At 68.5% G+C, this 16,635-nt stretch carries 12 protein-coding genes; 6 read left to right on the top strand and 6 right to left on the bottom strand.

Annotation, left to right across the window (positions count from 1 at the left end):
• Positions 1–113: 113 nt before the first annotated feature.
• From WG898_RS09055 to WG898_RS09045, 3 genes are read left to right on the top strand one after another with little or no spacing between them, the layout of a single operon-like run.
• The gene (locus WG898_RS09055; RefSeq protein ID WP_339602612.1) at positions 114–1,286 is read left to right on the top strand and encodes an efflux RND transporter periplasmic adaptor subunit; all 1,173 of its coding nucleotides are present in this window, start codon (positions 114–116) and stop codon (positions 1,284–1,286) included.
• Between the two features lie 18 nt (positions 1,287–1,304).
• Positions 1,305–4,472, top strand: coding sequence for an efflux RND transporter permease subunit (locus tag WG898_RS09050; protein ID WP_339602446.1), 3,168 nt, complete (start codon positions 1,305–1,307; stop codon positions 4,470–4,472).
• A gap of 1 nt (position 4,473) precedes the next feature.
• Positions 4,474–5,859: an efflux transporter outer membrane subunit gene (locus WG898_RS09045; RefSeq protein ID WP_339602445.1), complete on the top strand. Its 1,386-nt coding sequence runs from the start codon at positions 4,474–4,476 to the stop codon at positions 5,857–5,859.
• 539 nt (positions 5,860–6,398) lie between these two features.
• On the opposite strand, the gene WG898_RS09040 is transcribed toward WG898_RS09045, so the two are convergent.
• The gene (locus tag WG898_RS09040; RefSeq protein WP_339602611.1) at positions 6,399–6,605 is read right to left on the bottom strand and encodes a cold-shock protein; all 207 of its coding nucleotides are present in this window, start codon (positions 6,603–6,605) and stop codon (positions 6,399–6,401) included.
• A 343-nt stretch (positions 6,606–6,948) separates the two neighbouring features.
• Here WG898_RS09040 and WG898_RS09035 point away from each other — a divergent pair, with 343 nt between their 5' ends.
• From WG898_RS09035 to WG898_RS09025, 3 genes are all read left to right on the top strand, one after another.
• Entirely contained in the window at positions 6,949–8,190 is a 1,242-nt protein-coding gene (locus tag WG898_RS09035; protein WP_339602444.1) for a serine hydrolase domain-containing protein, read from the top strand.
• A 264-nt stretch (positions 8,191–8,454) separates the two neighbouring features.
• A complete protein-coding gene (locus WG898_RS09030) occupies positions 8,455–10,683 on the top strand; it encodes a TonB-dependent receptor (RefSeq protein ID WP_339602443.1) in 2,229 nt (742 codons plus the stop codon).
• Positions 10,684–10,690: 7 nt separating this feature from the next.
• A complete protein-coding gene (locus WG898_RS09025; protein WP_339602442.1) occupies positions 10,691–11,539 on the top strand; it encodes an alpha/beta fold hydrolase in 849 nt (282 codons plus the stop codon).
• Here the strand turns inward: WG898_RS09025 and WG898_RS09020 are convergent.
• Genes WG898_RS09020 through WG898_RS09000 form a run of 5 tightly spaced genes read right to left on the bottom strand, consistent with a single transcriptional unit; the run spans position 11,536 to position 16,574 of the window.
• The gene (locus tag WG898_RS09020) at positions 11,536–13,746 is read right to left on the bottom strand and encodes a molybdopterin-dependent oxidoreductase (RefSeq protein WP_339602441.1); all 2,211 of its coding nucleotides are present in this window, start codon (positions 13,744–13,746) and stop codon (positions 11,536–11,538) included. The genes WG898_RS09025 and WG898_RS09020 overlap by 4 nt on opposite strands.
• A 54-nt stretch (positions 13,747–13,800) precedes the next feature.
• On the bottom strand, positions 13,801–14,142 hold the full coding sequence (locus tag WG898_RS09015; RefSeq protein WP_339602440.1) for a nuclear transport factor 2 family protein: 342 nt from the start codon (positions 14,140–14,142) through the stop codon (positions 13,801–13,803).
• A 2-nt stretch (positions 14,143–14,144) separates the two neighbouring features.
• Positions 14,145–14,663: a protein tyrosine phosphatase family protein gene (locus WG898_RS09010; RefSeq protein WP_339602439.1), complete on the bottom strand. Its 519-nt coding sequence runs from the start codon at positions 14,661–14,663 to the stop codon at positions 14,145–14,147.
• Between the two features lie 58 nt (positions 14,664–14,721).
• Complete coding sequence (locus WG898_RS09005) at positions 14,722–15,495, bottom strand: LytR/AlgR family response regulator transcription factor (RefSeq protein WP_339602438.1); 774 nt, start codon at positions 15,493–15,495, stop codon at positions 14,722–14,724.
• A complete protein-coding gene (locus WG898_RS09000; RefSeq protein ID WP_339602437.1) occupies positions 15,492–16,574 on the bottom strand; it encodes a histidine kinase in 1,083 nt (360 codons plus the stop codon). Before WG898_RS09000 ends, WG898_RS09005 begins: the two co-directional genes overlap by 4 nt.
• Between the last annotated feature and the right edge of the window lie 61 nt (positions 16,575–16,635).

The following is a 16,635-nucleotide window of genomic DNA, read 5'->3' as shown; positions in this document are numbered from 1 at the left end:
TACATACGCGAATGTATGTATATACTTCGGCCCTGTTGAAATTCAGAGAGGAACGCATCGTGCAGCCACGCCAACAACAAATCGCAACGAGCTCGTCATCCGCTTCTTGCGGCCTGCGTGCCCGTACGCTGTACCTGCTGCCCCTGGTGGTCGCGGTGGTCGCGGCGCTGAGCGCCTGCGGCGGCGCCGACAAGCCCGCCGGCGCGACTGGCATGCCGCCGCCGGCCACGGTGGGCGTGTTGAAGGCCGAGCTGCAGGCGGTGGCGCTGCAGACCGAGCTGCCGGGCCGCGTGGAGGCCCAGCGCACGGCCCAGGTGCGCGCCCGCGTCAACGGCGTGGTGCTGCAACGCCTGTTCACCGAGGGCAGCGAGGTCAAGGCCGGCCAGCCGCTGTTCCAGATCGATCCAGCCCCCTACCAGGCCGCGCTGGAAAGCGCCCAGGCCAGCCTGGCCAAGGCCCAGGCCAATCTGGCCCAGGCGGCGGCACAGGCCGAGCGCAACAAGCCCCTGGTGGAGGCCAAGGCGATCAGCCAGCAGGAATACGTCAGCTCGGTGGCGGCCGCCAAGTCGGCCGAGGCCGATGTGGCCGCCGCCAAGGCCGCGATCCAGAGCGCCAGGCTGAATGTGGACTACGCCCAGGTGAGGGCGCCGATCTCGGGCCGCATCGGCCGCGCCCTGGTGACCGAGGGCGCGCTGGTGAGCGCCGCCGAGGCCACCCAGCTGGCGCTGATCCAGCAGGCCGCCAGCGTCTATGTCAACTTCACCCAGAGCGCCAACGAGGTGCAGGCCTTGCGCGCCGCGCTGGCCCGTGGCCAGCTGCGCTCGGCCGGCGCCCAGGCGGCGCAGGTGCGCATTGTTCTCGACGACGGCAGCGAGCTGGCCAAGCCAGGCAAATTGCTTTTTACCGACCTGAGCGTGGACGCCAGCACTGGCCAGGTGCTGTTGCGCGCCGAGTTGCCGAACAGCGAGGGTCAGCTCTTGCCCGGCCAGTATGTGCGGGTGCGCCTGGCGCAGGGCGAGTTGCCGGCCGGCATGCTGCTGCCGCAGCAGGCGGTCAAGCGCAGCAAGCAGGGCGACTCGGTGCTGGTCGTCGGCGCCGGCAACAAGCCCGAGCCGCGCCTGGTCAAGCTGGGCGGCGCCCAGGGTAATCAATGGGTGGTGCTGGACGGCCTCAAGCCCGGCGATCAGGTCATCGTGGACGGTTTTCAAAAGATGTTCGTGCCCGGCGCGCCGGTGAACCCGGTGCCGTGGAGCCCCGCGCCCGCAGCCTCGGCCGCCAGCCGCTAAGCCGAGGAGACAGCACCTATGTCACGTTTCTTCATTGACAGGCCGGTGTTCGCCTGGGTGATCGCCCTGTTCATCCTGGTGTTCGGCGCGGTCTCGATCACCAAGCTGCCGGTGGCGCAATACCCCACGGTGGCGCCGCCCTCGCTGGTGATCAGCACCGCCTACCCGGGCGCCTCGGCCAAGACCCTGGACGAGAGCGTGGTCTCCGTCATCGAGCAGGAGCTCAATGGCGCGCCGGGCCTGGCCTATATGGAATCGGTCAGCCAGGCCAACGGCACCGGCGCCATCACCGTCACCTTTGAGCCCGGCACGAATATCGACCTGGCCCAGGTCGAGATCCAGAACCGCCTCGGCCGCGCCACGCCGCGCCTGCCCGCCCAGGTGGTGCAGCAGGGCGTGCGCGTGGACAAGGCGCGCAGCAACTTCCTGCTGTTCGTCACGCTCTCCAGCAAGGATGGCTCGCTGGACCCGGTGGCGCTGGGCGACTATGCCTCGCGCAACATCATCCCCGAGCTGCAGCGCCTGCCCGGCATCGGCCAGGCCCAGCTGTTCGGCACCGAGCGCGCCATGCGCATCTGGCTGGACCCGGCCAAGCTGCTGTCGTTCAACATCAGTCCGGCCGAGGTGAATGCCGCCATCCGCGCCCAGAACGCGCTGGTGCCCGCAGGCTCCATCGGCGAGCTGCCCAATCTCTCCAGCCAGACCATGTCGGCCACGGTGGTGGTGAAGGGCCAGCTCGAGACGGTGGACCAGTTCCGTAACATCGTGCTGCGCGCCAACACCGACGGCTCCAGCGTGCGCCTCAAGGACGTAGCGCGCATCGAGCTGGGCGGCCAGAGCTACGGCTCCTACTCGCGCCTGGACGGCAAGCCCAGCACCGGCATCGGCATCCAGCTCGCGCCCAGCGGAAACGCGCTGGCCTCGGCCAGCGCGGTGAAGCAGCGCATGCAGGAACTGCAGCGCTACTTCCCCGAGGGCATCCACTACGCGATTCCCTACGACTCGTCCAAGTTCGTGAAGATCTCCATCAGCCAGGTGGTCGAGACCCTGGTCGAGGCCGTCGTGCTGGTGTTCCTGGTGATGTTCCTGTTCCTGCAGAACTGGCGCTACACCCTGATTCCCACCATCGTGGTGCCGGTGGCCCTGCTGGGCACCTTCGCCATCATGTTGTGGATGGGTTTCTCCATCAATGTGCTGACGCTGTTCGGCATGGTGCTGGCGATCGGCATCCTGGTCGACGACGCCATCGTGGTGGTGGAGAACGTCGAGCGCATCATGAACGAGGAGGGGCTTGCACCCCTGCAGGCCACGCGCAAGGCGATGAGCCAGATCTCGGGCGCCATCATCGGCATCACCGTGGTGCTGGTGTCGGTGTTCGTGCCGATGGCCTTCTTCGCCGGCTCGGTGGGCAATATCTATCGCCAGTTCTCGCTCGCGATGGTGGCCTCCATGCTGCTGTCGGCGCTGATGGCGCTGACGCTCACGCCCGCCCTGTGTGCCACCCTGCTCAAGCCGGTGCAGGCCGGCCATGCCCACGCCAAGACCGGCTTCTTCGGCTGGTTCAACCGCGGCTTTGCGCGCACCGCCAAGGGCTATGAGGGTTGGGTGGCCAGGCTCCTGAAGAAGAGCGGCCGCATGCTGATCGTCTATGGCGTGGTGGTGGCGGCCGTGGGCCTGCTCTATACCCGCATGCCCACCTCCTTCCTGCCCAACGAGGACCAGGGCTATCTGATCGTGAATGTGCAGCTGCCTCCGGGTGCCACCGCCAGCCGCACCGAGGCGGCCGTCAAGCAGGTCGAGGACTTCATGCTCAAGCAGCCCGAGGTGCAGCACACCGTGGGCGTGATCGGCTTCTCCTTCTCTGGCCAGGGCCAGAACGCCGCGCTGGTGTTCGTGCCGCTCAAGCCCTGGGAGGAACGCGTCGGCCCCGAGCACAGCGCCTCGGCGCTGGCCGGCCGCGCCTTCGGCGCGATGATGGCGACGGTGCGCGATGCCTTCATCTTCCCGCTCTCGCCCCCGCCCATCCCCGAGCTGGGCACGGCCACCGGCTTTGCCCTGCGCCTGCAGGACCGTGCCGGCCTTGGCCACGAGGCGCTGCTGAACGCGCGCAACCAGCTGATGGGCATGGCCAGCCAGAGCAAGCTCATCACCGGCATGCGCCCCGACGGCCTGGAAGACGCACCGCAGCTGCAGCTGGACATCGACCGCGAAAAGGCCAACGCCCTGGGTGTGAGCTACGACGCGATCGCCGCGGTGATCGGTACCCAGCTGGGCTCGGCTTACGTGAACGACTTCCCCAGCAGCGGCCGCCTGCAGCGCGTGGTGGTGCAGGCCGATGCGGCCGCCCGCATGCAGCCCGAGGACCTGCTGCGCCTGAATGTCAGCAACAGCAAGGGCCAGAGCGTGCCGCTGTCCGCCTTTGCGAAGACGCACTGGATCACCGGCCAGATGCAGGCCACGCGCTACAACGGCTACCCGGCGATGCGCCTGGCCGGCGACGCTGCGCCCGGCGCCTCCACCGGCGCGGCCATGGCCGAACTGGAGCAGATGGTCAAGCAGCTGCCGCCGGGCATCGGCTATGAGTGGACCGGCCTGTCGCGCGAGGAGCAGCTCTCGGGCTCGCAAGCCACCATCCTGCTGGCCTTCTCGCTGCTGGCGGTGTTCCTGTGTCTGGCGGCGCTGTACGAGAGCTGGTCGATCCCGCTGTCGGTGCTGCTGGTGGTGCCGCTGGGTCTGCTGGGTGCGCTGGCCGGTGCCAGCCTGCGCGGCATGCCCAACGACGTCTACTTCAAGGTGGGCCTGATCACCATCATCGGCCTGTCGGCCAAGAACGCCATCCTGATCATCGAGTTCGCGAAGGACCTGCAGGCCGAGGGCAAGGGCCTGATCGAGGCCATCCTGGAGGCCTGCCACCTGCGCTTCCGCCCCATCATCATGACCTCGATGGCCTTCATCCTGGGCGTGACGCCGCTGTTCTTCGCCACCGGCGCGGGCTCGGCCAGCCAGCGCGCCATCGGCACCGGCGTGCTGTCGGGCATGATCTCGGCCACGGTGCTGGCGGTGATCTTCGTGCCGGTGTTCTTCCTGGTGGTGCGACGCATCTTCAAGGGCAGCGACCGGCAGCGGCGGCTGTATGCGCATGAGGCGGCGTTGAGCGAAGCCACCCACACGGCGGAGGGGCGCTGAAATGAAACAGATCAAGCAACACCTGACCCTCACTCTCATCATGGCCGCGGCCCTGAGCGGCTGTGTGAACCTCGCGCCCGAGCACCAGCGCCCGGCCGCACCGGTGGCGCAGACCTGGGCACAGCCCAGCCAGGGTGCCGAGGCAGCCGCGCAGCTGGGCTGGCAGCGCTATTACGCCGATGCGCGCTTGCAAAGGCTGATCGAGCTGGCGCTGCAGAACAACCGCGATCTGCGCGTGGCCCTGCTGAATGTGGAGCAGGCGCGCGCGCTGGCGCGCGTCAGTGCCGCGAACCGGCTGCCCACCGTGGGTCTTGGTCTGGCCAGTGCGCGCCAGCCCGGCAAGGACGACAGCATCACCAGCAGCTACCAGGCCGGCCTGCAGATCAGCGCCTATGAGTTGGATCTGTTTGGCAAGCTGCGCAATCAGAGCGACGCGGCCACGCAGCGCTATCTGGCCAGCGCCGAAGGTGCGCGCGCGGCCCAGCTGAGCCTGGTGGCCGCGGTGGCCTCCGCCCATCTGGGCCTGCAGGCCGACGAGGAACTGCTGCAGCTGGCGCGCCAGACCCTGGCAACGCGCGAGGACAGCCATCGCCTCATCAAGCTGCGCTTCGACAAGGGCGCGTCCTCCAGCCTGGATCTGGCCGGCGCGGTGTCCGCGCTAGAGGCCGCGCGCGCGGCGCTGGCCCAGGCCGAGCGCCAGCGCGCGCAGGACGAGAATGCCCTGGTGCTCTTACTTGGCCAGCCCTTGCCGGCGGATCTGCCGGCGGGCCGGGCCCTGGACGCGCAACAACTCGCCGAGCTGCCCGCCGGCCTGCCCTCCGAGGTGCTGGTACAGCGGCCCGATGTGCTGCAGGCCGAGAGCCAGCTGCGCGCCGCCAATGCCAATATCGGCGCGGCGCGTGCGGCCTTCTTCCCCAGCATCACGCTCACCACCAGCCTGGGTACGGCCAGCGCCGAGCTCGACGGCCTGTTCAAGAACACCGCCTGGAGCTTTGCCTCGCAACTGCTGCTGCCGATCTTCGACAGCGGCCGCAACGAAGCCAACCTGGCCGCGGCCAAGGCAGCGCGCGAAATCGCCGTGGCGCAGTACGAGAAAGCGGTGCAGAGCGCCTTCCGAGAGGTGGCCGATGCGCTGGCGGGCCGGGCCACGCTGGCCGAGCAGGCGCGCGCCCAGGATGCGCAGGCCGCGGCCGAGGCCGAGCGTCTGCGCCTGGTGGAGCTGCGCTTTGCCAACGGCGCGTCCGGTTCGCTGGAATTGCTGGACGCCCAGCGCGCAAGTTATGCGGCGCGCCAGGCGGCGCTGCAACTGCGGCTGGCACAGCTGGTCAACGGCGTGCAGCTTTACAAGGCGCTGGGCGGCGGTGTGGCGGCGGCAGGCAAGACCTGACCCCTGACGGCCGGCCTCAGTGGAGCTTGCTGACCCAGGCCACGCCCTCGCGGGTGGCATAGGCGATGGCGGCACGCTGGGTGGCAAAGCGCGGCGTGAAGCGCATCACGCGGTCATGGCTGGCCATGCCCTGGCCTGAGCGTATCGAGACCGAGGCTGCGAAGCCGCCGTCATGGGTGGGTTTGCTGAAAGGTGAGACAAGGAAACGCCCCACCTCAATGCTTTTTGTAGTTTGCATAGTCTTTTGAGGTGTGCGCCTTGATGCCGTCCCTGTGGCGTGAGCGAATAGGGAAACCGTCTTGGCGCGGATTGCGATGAAAGGGAGTTGGTGCAGAGCACCGGGTTTGGCTCATCACGGAGCCGCTGCGCATCGGGTCGCGCAGATGAGTGACACGGGTCACTGCATGCAATCGCAAGGCAGAAGTTGTTGGGTCAACGCTGCTTGCGGATAGAGACCCTGGCTTGCACCAGGGTCTCAGCCTTCCCAGGCTGAGTTCAGAGGCTGGGCGGAACTCGAAAGCGCCGCCCGGCCCCGTGAATTACACGCCGCGGATGTTGGCGGCTTGCAGGCCCTTGGGGCCTTGCTTCACTTCGAACTCGACCTTTTGGTTTTCGGCCAGGGTGCGGAAGCCGCCGTTGTTGCGGATTTCGCTGTGGTGGGCGAACAGGTCCTTGGAGCCGTCATCGGGAGTGATGAAGCCAAAGCCCTTGCCGTCGTCGAACCACTTCACGGTACCGGTTTGCATAGTCGTCATGATCTGTTCCTTAGGAAAAAATTGAAAAACACTCCGCGGCCACATGGCCTGCGGAGACAGAAACACTCAAGAACAGTCAAACGGGGAGTTAAAACTGGAGCGAGCCTGGCGCGACGAATGAAGCGAACGTACGGCGGGGCTGCAGATTGAAGACCTTGAAGAAACGGTCTTGTGCGGTTCTATGCGGCCGAATGTACCACAGTTACCCGCTTCGCCCTAGCGAAGTTTCACGGCCGGCGCATTGTCCCCCAGTCCCTGGGATTGGGGGCGACCGGGAATGCTGTTGAAATGCGCCCCATCCAACAAGATTCGCAGGGGCAGCAGCAAGGTGGTGATGGCGACGAACAGGCATTGCGTATGGCTGGCCCTGCTGCTGCCTGCGCTGCTGCATGCCGCGCCGGATGAGGATCTGCTGGGGCGCCAGCAGGGCTATCCGCTCGGCACCGCCAGCGATTGGTTCAGCAACGAAGCGGTGCGCGTGGGCTCGTTCAGCAACCAGGGTGCGATTGCCGGCATCCTGAATGGGCCGGTGCATGAGTTGCCGGCCAGCGAGCAGCCTTTGCGGCTGCCGCGCGCGGCCAGCGAACCGGCGCTGCGCTGGGTGGCCGACGATGGCGTCGAGCGCGATGTCTCCGCCTATCTGGCGCGTCAACGCGTGATGGGCCTGATGATCGTGAAGGACGGCGTGGTGCAGCTTGAGCGCTATCAGTACGAACGCGGGACCGAGCACCGCTTTGTCTCGCATTCGATGGCCAAGTCCATCGTCGCGCTGGCGGTCGGGCTGGCGCTGCAGGAGGGCAAGCTGCGCTCGCTGGACGATACGGCAGAGCGTTATGCGCCGCGCCTGGCCGACACCCCTTATGGCCAGACCAGCTTGCGCAATCTGCTGCGCATGGCCTCGGGCGTGCGCTTCGAGGAGCGCTATGACGGCCAGGACGATCTGGCCCGCTATGGCCGTGCCGCCAGCCGCGAGGGCCTGGAGGCCGCCGCCAGCCAGCTCAACCAGCGCGTCGCGCCGCAGGGCACGCGCTTTCACTACGCCAGCACCGAGACGGTGATGCTGGCGGCGGTGCTGCGCGGCGCCACCGGCCAGTCATTGAGCGACTACCTGGGCCCGCGCCTGTGGCAGGCGATGGGCGCCGAGCAGAGCGCGCTGTGGCGTGCCGACCGCACCGGCCTGGAGGCCGCGGCGGGCAACTTCAACGCCACGCTGAGCGACTATGCGCGCCTGGGCGTGCTGCTGGCCAACGATGGCCGGCGCCCCGACAACGGCCAGCAAATCATCCCGGCGCGCTTTCTGCGCGAGGCCACCGACTGGCACCTGCATGCGCCGGCCTTCCAGCCCGGCCGGGCCAGCCCTTACTTCGGCTACGGTTACCAGTTCTGGACCTTCCCGGGCAACGCGCGCCGCTTTGCCATGCTGGGCGTGTTCGGCCAGATGATGCTGATCGATCCGGCCCTCAAGCTGGTGATGGTGCAGCTGGCTGCCGACGCCAAGCCCCTGGCCGGCAGCACCAGCATGGCGCATGAAGCGCTGGCGCTGTGGCAGGGCTTGCTGCGCTACTACCAGCCTTGAGCCGCCGCGGCGCATCTTGACGCTGCCTGAAATGTAGGCAGTGACTGAAATGTGGGCAGCTGAACGGGGGGCAATTGCCTGCCTTGCAGGCAGTGGCGTGGCTTGTGCCACGCCCTCGCACCAACTAACCGCGGCCATTCGCCCTGTTTTGACCCAAACCCTAGTGGTTTGTACCTGCTTGTGGCCGTCGACCCGGGCATGGGCATGGGCTTTGCAAAGACATGCCCAGCTGGCCGCCCAAGGCCATGACAACACGGAGACCCCATGATCCCTCAACATCAGCACCATCAACGTATCAGCCGCCTCTGCCTGGCCCTGGCCGCGGCCTTTGCCGGCCCCGCCCTGGCACAACAGAGCGCGCCCGCGGCCAAGCCTGCCGACGAGGCGAATAGGAGCGAGGTGACGACGCTTGAGACGGTGACCGTCACCGCGCGCCGCCGCGAGGAAAGCCTGCGCGACGTGCCGGTGGCCGTCACCGCCATGACCGAGAAGGCGTTGGAGACCCTGGGCGTGAAGAACCTGGGCGACCTGCAGGGCCAGGTGCCCAACCTCACCGTCTATGCCGCGCGCGGCAGCAATACCACCGTCACTAGCTTCATCCGCGGTGTCGGCCAGGCCGATCCGCTGTGGGGCGTGGACCCGGGCGTGGGCATCTATTTCGATGACGTCTATGTGGCACGGCCGCAGGGCGGGCTGCTGGACGTGTTCGATGTGCAGCGCGTGGAAGTGCTGCGCGGGCCGCAGGGCACGTTGTACGGCAAGAACACCATCGGTGGCGCGATCAAGTATGTGTCGCGCCCGCTCGGCAAGGAGACCGAGGGCGCGCTGAGCCTGGCCCTCGGCAACCACGGCCAGATCAATATGAAGGCCGCCGCCGGCGCGGCCAGCGCCGACGGGCAACTGCGCGGCCGTGTGGCCCTGGCCAGCCTGAACCACGATGGCTATGGCCACAACCTGGTGGACGGCAGCGATGTCAGCAACCAGAAGACCACCGCCGGCCGTGCCAGCTTCGGCTTCTTCCCCACCGGCATGCCCTTCAATCTGCTGTTTAGCATCGACCGCACGCGCGACGACTCGAATATGCGCGGCTTCCAGCGCATGGCGGTGAACAAGACCTGGGATCCGCTCAAGACGCCGGTGCCGGAGAGCCGCTACGACATCACGAGCGGCATGGCGAATGCCAACTTCACCCATGGTGGTGGCCAGTCGCTCACCGCCACCTGGAACGTCTCGGACGCCTGGACCGCCAAGTTCATCAGCGCCTACCGCAGCGGCGACACCGCCACCGGCATCGACTTCGACGGCCTGCCCAACAAGATCGCCGACGTGCGCGCCAGCTATGCCGACAGCCAGCGCAGCAACGAACTGCAGTTCAGCTACGACGCCGGCGGCTCGCAGTCGGGCGTGTTCGGCCTCTACCATTTCGATGGCCGCGCCGGTGGCACGGTGCTGAACGCCTTCCTGGCCGATACAGCGTTCCGCTCCTTCGGCAACACCAACGGCCGCGTCTACACCAAGAGCACGGCCATCTATGGCGACTGGAACTGGCGCCTGACGCCCGCCCTGAGCCTGACGGCGGGCCTGCGCCTCACCGAGGAGAGCAAGCGCGCGGTGGTGCTCAACCAGGGCTTCTCGGACGGCACCTACACCAAGGTCATCGCCACCGCGGCCGACTTCGACAAGACGCGCAAGGTGCACAACACCGCGCCCAAGCTGTCGATGGACTACAAGCTCAGCAGCACGACCAATCTGTACGCCACCGCCTCGCGCGGCTTCAAGTCCGGCGGCTACAACGTGCGCGCCAACGCCGCCAACCCGCTCACGCTCAAGCCCTTCGAGGACGAAACCCTCGACTCCTTCGAGCTGGGTTCCAAGATGGTGCTGGACGGCGGCCGGCTGGAGCTGAATGCCGCGGCCTTCCACAACAAGTACAAGAACGTGCAGCTCTCGGTGTTCAGCACCGTGGTCATCAACGGCGCGCCCACCTTCCTGGGCGATTTCACCAACGCCGGCAAGGCCACCGTGCAGGGCGCCGAGCTCGAGTTCATCTGGCGCCCCAGCTCGGCCTGGACCCTCAGCGGCAACCTCGCTGCCCTGCATGCCAAGTACGACGAGTACATGGACAAGGGCGTGAACGTCGCCAAGGACAAGAAGTTCTCCAACGCACCCAAGTTCCAGGGCGGCCTGAACCTCGAGCACCTGAGCCAGCCGGCCTTCGGCGGCCTGCTGCGCGCACGCGTGGGCCTGAGCTATCGCACCAAGGTCTACCCGACCACCGACCTGAGCGAGGTCATCGCGCAGGACGCCTACGCGCTGCTGTCCGCCGGCCTGATCTGGGAGCGCAGCAAGAACCTCAGCTTCTCGCTGCAGGGCAGCAACCTGACCGACAAGGCCTACCGCACCGACGGCTACAACATCCCGGCGCTGGGCATACTGAGCGGCTATTACGGCGCGCCGCGCAGCGTCACGCTGGGCGTGAACATGAAGTTCTGAGGCAGCCATGTACCTGCAGCGTTACTACCGCAGTGACGACGGGCTGCGGCTGTTCGCGCGCGACTACCCGGGCCCAGGCCCGGGCGCGCCCTGCGTGTTGTGCCTGCCCGGCCTGACGCGCAACAGCCGCGACTTCGATCGCCTGGCCGCGGCGCTGAGCGCGCGCTACCGCGTGATCTGCCCCGACCAGCGCGGCCGCGGCCATTCGCAGCGCGACCCCGACCCCACCCGCTACCGCCCCGACCGCTACGCGGCCGATATGTTCACCCTGCTCGATCTGCTCGGTCTCGCTGAGTGCAGCGTGATCGGCACCTCGCTGGGCGGGCTGATGGCCATCATCATGGCCGCGTTGCAGCCGAAGCGGCTGCGCGCCGTGGTGCTGAACGACGTCGGGCCCGAGCTGGACCCGCGCGGCGTGGCGCGTATCCAGGCCTATATGAGCGAGCCGGTCGAGCCCGGCGGGCTGGACCTGGTGCTGGCACGGCTGCAGCGCATCAACGACGGCAGCTTCCCCGACTTCGGCCCGGCCGACTGGCTGGACATGGTGATGGCCACGCATCTGATGGAGGGCCAGCTGGCCGTGCCCGACTACGACCCGGCGATCGCGCAGGGCGTCAGCTCGGGCAGCGCCGCGCCTACGCTGTGGCCGCTGTTCGATGCCATCCGGGGCAAGCCCGCGCTGGTGCTGCGCGGCGATCGCTCGGACATCCTCTCGACCGCCACCGTCGCGGCGATGTGCGCGCGCCTGCCCGAGCTGCAGGCGCTGGAGATTCCCGGCCGCGGCCACGCGCCGACGCTGGACGAGCCCGCCGCGCGGGAGGCCATCCAGGCCTTGCTGGCGCACGCCTACAGCTAGGCCGGCGACAGTTCCACCGGCACGCCGCTCAACACGGCGTTGCCGGAGAGCGGGTCGCGCGCCGCATCGTCGAGCAGGGCATTCAGATTCACGCCCGGGCGTTCCCGTGCGAGCGCCAGCTGCGCGCCCGGCAGGTCATGGCCCCAGCCATGCGGCAGGCTCACCACGCCGGCCATCATCTCGGCGCTCAGCTCGATGCGCGCGAGCAGCTCTGCGCCGGCGCTGCGCAGCCGGCCCTGGCCGCCGTCCACAAGGCCCAGGCGCGCGGCATCCGCCGGGTTCACCAGCAGGGTGCAGCGCTCCGGGCCCTTGGCCAGCACCGGCAGGTTGTGCATCCAGCTATTGCCCGAACGGGTGTCGCGCCGGCCTATCAGCAGCAGCTCGGCGGGCGGCGTGGCCAGCGCGGCCTCCACATGCACCAGATCGGCCAGCAGGGCAGCGGGCGCCAACTCGATGCGGCCCGAGGGCGTGCGCAGCAGTTCCGGCACGCGCGGCCGCAGCTCGCCCAGGTCCAGGCCATAGGGCGCGGCCTTCACCTTGGCTAGGCTGATGCCCTCGGGCTGGAGGCCGAAGCGGTCGCCATAGGGGCCGCTGCGCAGCGCCAGGTCGATCAGGCGCTCGGGGCCGCGCTGCGGCGCCAGCGCCGCCAGCACCGCGCCCGCATGCTCGCCCGCCAGGCGCTGCACATCCGCCGCGACATAGGCATCGTCGAGCGCGCCGACATCGCCGCGCCAATCCTGGCCCTGCACCATCGCGGCCAGGCGCAACAGGGTCTCCCATTCCTCCGGCTGGCCGGTGGGGCGCGCGAACAAGGCCCCTGAGAAGCGCGCGTGGTTGCGCCAGCTGAGCTGGGGGAAGGCCATGTCGTAATGCAGATCCTCCAGCGGCGAGAGGCCGGGCAGGATCACGTCGGCATGGCGGCTGGTCTCGTTCAGGTAGATGTCCAGGCTCAGCATGAACTCGAGCGCATCCAGCGCCCTGGCAATGCGCGGGCCATTCGGCGCCGACAGCACCGGGTTGCTGGCCATGGTGATGAGGGCGCGCACCTGGCCGGCGCCGGGCGTCTCGATTTCCTCGGCCAGGCAGCTGATCGGCAGCTCGCCAAACACCTCGGGCGCGCCGCTCACGCGGCTGTGGCGCCGGCCGGTCGTGATGCCCTTGCCCGAGCCCGGCCTGCCCTGGGTGTTGGACGCGAAGGCGGCGGCCTTGGGGAACATCGCGCCGCCCTCGGCGTCCAGATGGCCGGTGAGGATGTTGAGCACATCGATCAGCCAGCTGTTGAGCGTGCCGAAGCGCTGCGTGCAGGTGCCGATGCGGCCGTAGATGGAGGCGCGCGGCGTGCTCGCCAGCGCGCGCGCCAGGCGGCGCTGCTCGGCCGCGGCAATGCCGCAGCCGGCCGCCATGCGTTCGGGCGCATAGGGTAGGGCGGCGGCGCGCAGCGCGTCCAGGCCGTTCACATGCGGGGCCAGGTGTTTGAGCTGCGCCAGGCCCTCGTCGAACAGGGTGTGCAGCATGCCCAGCAGCAGGAACACATCGCCGCCGGGCCTGATCGGTAGGTGTTCGTCGGCCGCCGCGGCGGTCTCGCTGCGGCGCGGGTCGATCACGATGATGCGACCGCCGCGCGCGCGCATTGCGCGCGCCTTGCCGCGGTAGTCGGGCACGGTCCAGAGGCTGCCGTTGCTGACCATGGGGTTGGCGCCCAGGATGATGAGCAGGTCGCTGCGCGGCAGGTCGGGCACCGGGATCGAGAGCCAGTGGCCGTACATCAGGCCGCTGCTGAGCTGCTTGGGCATCTGGTCCAGGGTCGAGGCCGAGAACACATTGCGCGTGCCCAGCGCCCGCACCAGGCGCGGGAAGTAGGCCAGCAGGCTGATCTTGTGCGCCGAGGGGTTGCCCGCCGTGGCGGCCACCGCGTCGGGCCTATGCGCGCGCAGGATGGGCAGCAGGCGTGCCTCCACCTCGGCCAGGGCCTCGTCCCAGGTGGCGGGCACGAAGCGGCCGTCGCGCTTGATGAGCGGCTGGCGCAGCCGGTCGGGGTCTTCGTGCAGGTCCTTCAGCGACACGCCCTTGGGGCAGAGGTAGCCGCTGCTGAAGGCATCGCCTTCGGCGCCGCGGATGCTGACAACCCGCTCGCCCTCGGTGCGGACTTCCAGTCCGCAACAGGCTTCGCACAGCGGGCAGATGCGGTAGTGGGTGTGTTCGGCCATGTGCTCATCTCCGGTTGGCTGGCGGATTGTGGGACGAGCATGCGGCCGCGGCGGTCAAGTTGGCGACACGGGTGTTCCCTGATGGAAGACGATCTGCCAGCCGCGTGGCTGCCGTTTCCAGACCGAGGCGCGCAGGCTCAGCTGACCCATGCGCAGCGAGCGGTAGCGCACCAGGGCCAGGTTCTCGGCCAGCGCCTCGGCCTTGAAGTCGCTGACCTCGCGCTGCACCACCGGCCATTTGGCCATCAGCTCCAGCAGCTGGGGCTTGGTCCAGATGCGACCCGAGGCACCATGCTCGACGAACTCGTCGGCCATCAGCTGCTCCAGCCGTTCGGGGCCGGGATGGTGGCCCACCAGGGCCAGTTCTTGCTCAAGTGCAAACAAGGTGTATTGCATGGCTAGAAGGGTTCAAAGTTGATTTGATGCTGGCGCAGCTGTTCCTGCACCAGCGCCTTCCAGGGGCCCGACGGGGTCCAGATGCGTGAAACCTGCTCGTAGGCCTGGCGCGGGTCGGCCTTCTCCACCAAGGTGCGGTAGAGAAAGCTCAGCGTGCTGGCGCGCATATTCACCTGGCAATGCACCAGCACCTTCTTGCCCTTGAGGGCCGCGAGCTGGGCCGCGAAGGTCTCGAAATCGCGCGCGCTGGGCGCGTCGAAGCGCACCGGGATGTTGATGAAGACCAGGCCCTGGCGCGCCACGATCAGCGGCTCGTCGCGCAGCGCGTCGCCGACGGTGGGCGGCGCCAGATAGATCACCGCCTCAAAACCTTGCGCGCCCAGCGTGGCCAGCCAGTCCGCCGAGGGCTGGCCCGAGGTCACCAGCTGTTCGGTCAGTGGCACCAGATTGGGCGGCGCGGCCGGGCTGGCGTGCAGGCTGCCGCTCAGCATGGCCATGACGAGTAGCAGGCTGGTTCGCATATCGGCTCCAAGGCGGGAGTGCCGATGGTATGCAGGGCCTGCGCCGATGCCAAAAGTCCTACATCTGCTTGAACAGGTGGGCGTAACTCTCGGCCACCAGCAGCACGTCGGCGCTGTCCTTCAGCCTGACCTGCAGGCGGCCGCGGAAGTCACGCGTTACGCCGGCGATCGCGGCCGCGTTCACCAGGGTGGAGCGGTGGATCTGCCAGAACTGCTGGGCGTCCAGCTCCTCCACCAGTTCCTTGAGCGGCTTGCGTATCAGCGCCTCGCCCTCGCGGATCGCGACGCGCGTGTACTTGTTGTCGGACTGGAAGTACAGCACCTCGTCCACGGTGATGAGCTTGAGGGTCTGGCCCACCGAGGCATTGATCCAGCGCAGCGGCTGGCGCGGCGTTCTTGTTTCCAGCAGCCGGGGCGCGGCCGCCAGGCGGTCCAGCACCGCGCTCAGGTCCGCCAGCGGCTGCGCCAGGCGCTGCTTGAGGCGGTTGATGGCGGTGAACAGGCGCGCCGCCTGCAGGGGCTTGAGCAGGTAGTCGACGGCGCCCTCGTCAAAGGCCTGCACCGCGTACTGGTCGTAGGCGGTGACGAACACCACATGGCTGCGCGCGCCCACCTGACGGGCCACCTCGATGCCGGTCAGGCCGGGCATCTGGATGTCCAGGAACATCAGGTCGGGCTTGTGCAACTCGTGCAGGCGCAGCGTCTCGATGCCGTCGCTGGCCTCGGCGACGATGCTGAGCTCGGGCCAGAGCCGGCCGAGCTGCTCGACCAGCTCATGGCGCAAGGTGTCTTCGTCTTCCGCCACGATGGCGGTGGGGGCACTGCTGTTCATGGGTGCAGCTCGAGGCTGAAGAGGGTGTGGTCGGCGCTGCTGCTGCAGGCCAGGCGGGTGCGGGTGTCGGTGGTGCTTTGCAGGCGCTGCTGCAGGCCGGCCATCTCGGCGGCGTCGCCGCACAGGCCGGGGCGGCCGAAGCGCAGGCCGACGCGCCAGCCTGGCGCGTTCAGTTCGGCGCGCAGCTCGCAGGGGCCGGGTACGCCTTCGCTGAGCGCCAGCGCACGTTGCAGCAGCGGCAGCAGCACCATCGGCGGCACCGCCAGCTGCCCGAGCTCGGCCGGCCAGTCGCGCCGCAGACCGGGCGATGCCGGCCCCAGGCGCACCGCCAGATAACTCTCCAGCAGCTCGGCCTCGGCCTCCAGGCTGCTGCCGGATTCACGCAGGCGCGGCAGGGCCACGCGCAAATGGCGTATCAGCTGCTCCATGCGCAGGGCCGCGCCGGCCGCGCCGCGCGCATAGTCCTGCTCGATGCCGACCAGGGTGTCGAACAGGAATTGCGGATCGACCTGGGCCTGCAGGGTGGCCAGGCGCGACGCCATGGCGCGGCGCCTGAGCACCGTCTGCTCCTGCAGACTGCGCTGCATCGCCAGCTCCAGCGCCTGCTGGCGCCGGTTCATCTCGTGCAGTGCCACCACCAGGCCGGCGCAGAGGCTGGCGAACAGCGCGTCGCCCAGCATGCCGGTCCAGTGCCAGCGGTCGTAGGGTGGCTTGCCCTCCTTCTTCATCATCAGCGTCATCGCGTCGGGCCAGGCCAGCCACTGCAGCAGCCATTGCAAGAGCAGCAGCGCCAGGCCCGCGCCGAGCAGCAGGGCGGCGGCCAGGCGCCAGGGCCGGGCCGGATGCTGTGCATCGCTGCGGTCCACCGGCAGCCAGACGAGGGCGATCACCAGCACCAGCACGAGCGGCGAGATCAGCTGGCCCAGCAGGGCCAGTGGCCATCCCGGCTGGTCCAGCACATAGATCAGCGAGCTGGAATCCAGCACACCGAACAGCAGGCCGATCAGCAGCCCGCCGGCCAGCTCGCGCGCGCGCAAGCTGCACCAGGACTGCCAGACATGGGCGGCCAGGCCGCTCACTGGGGCACCCTTCGGCCTGCGGCCTGTCCCGCCACGCGGGAGCGAGCTTGCTTGGGGCGGC

The sequence above is a fragment of the Paucibacter soli genome, assembly GCF_037482845.1.
Classification (GTDB): domain Bacteria; phylum Pseudomonadota; class Gammaproteobacteria; order Burkholderiales; family Burkholderiaceae_C; genus Paucibacter_B; species Paucibacter_B soli.
This window is presented reverse-complemented; position numbering and strand designations above follow the sequence as displayed.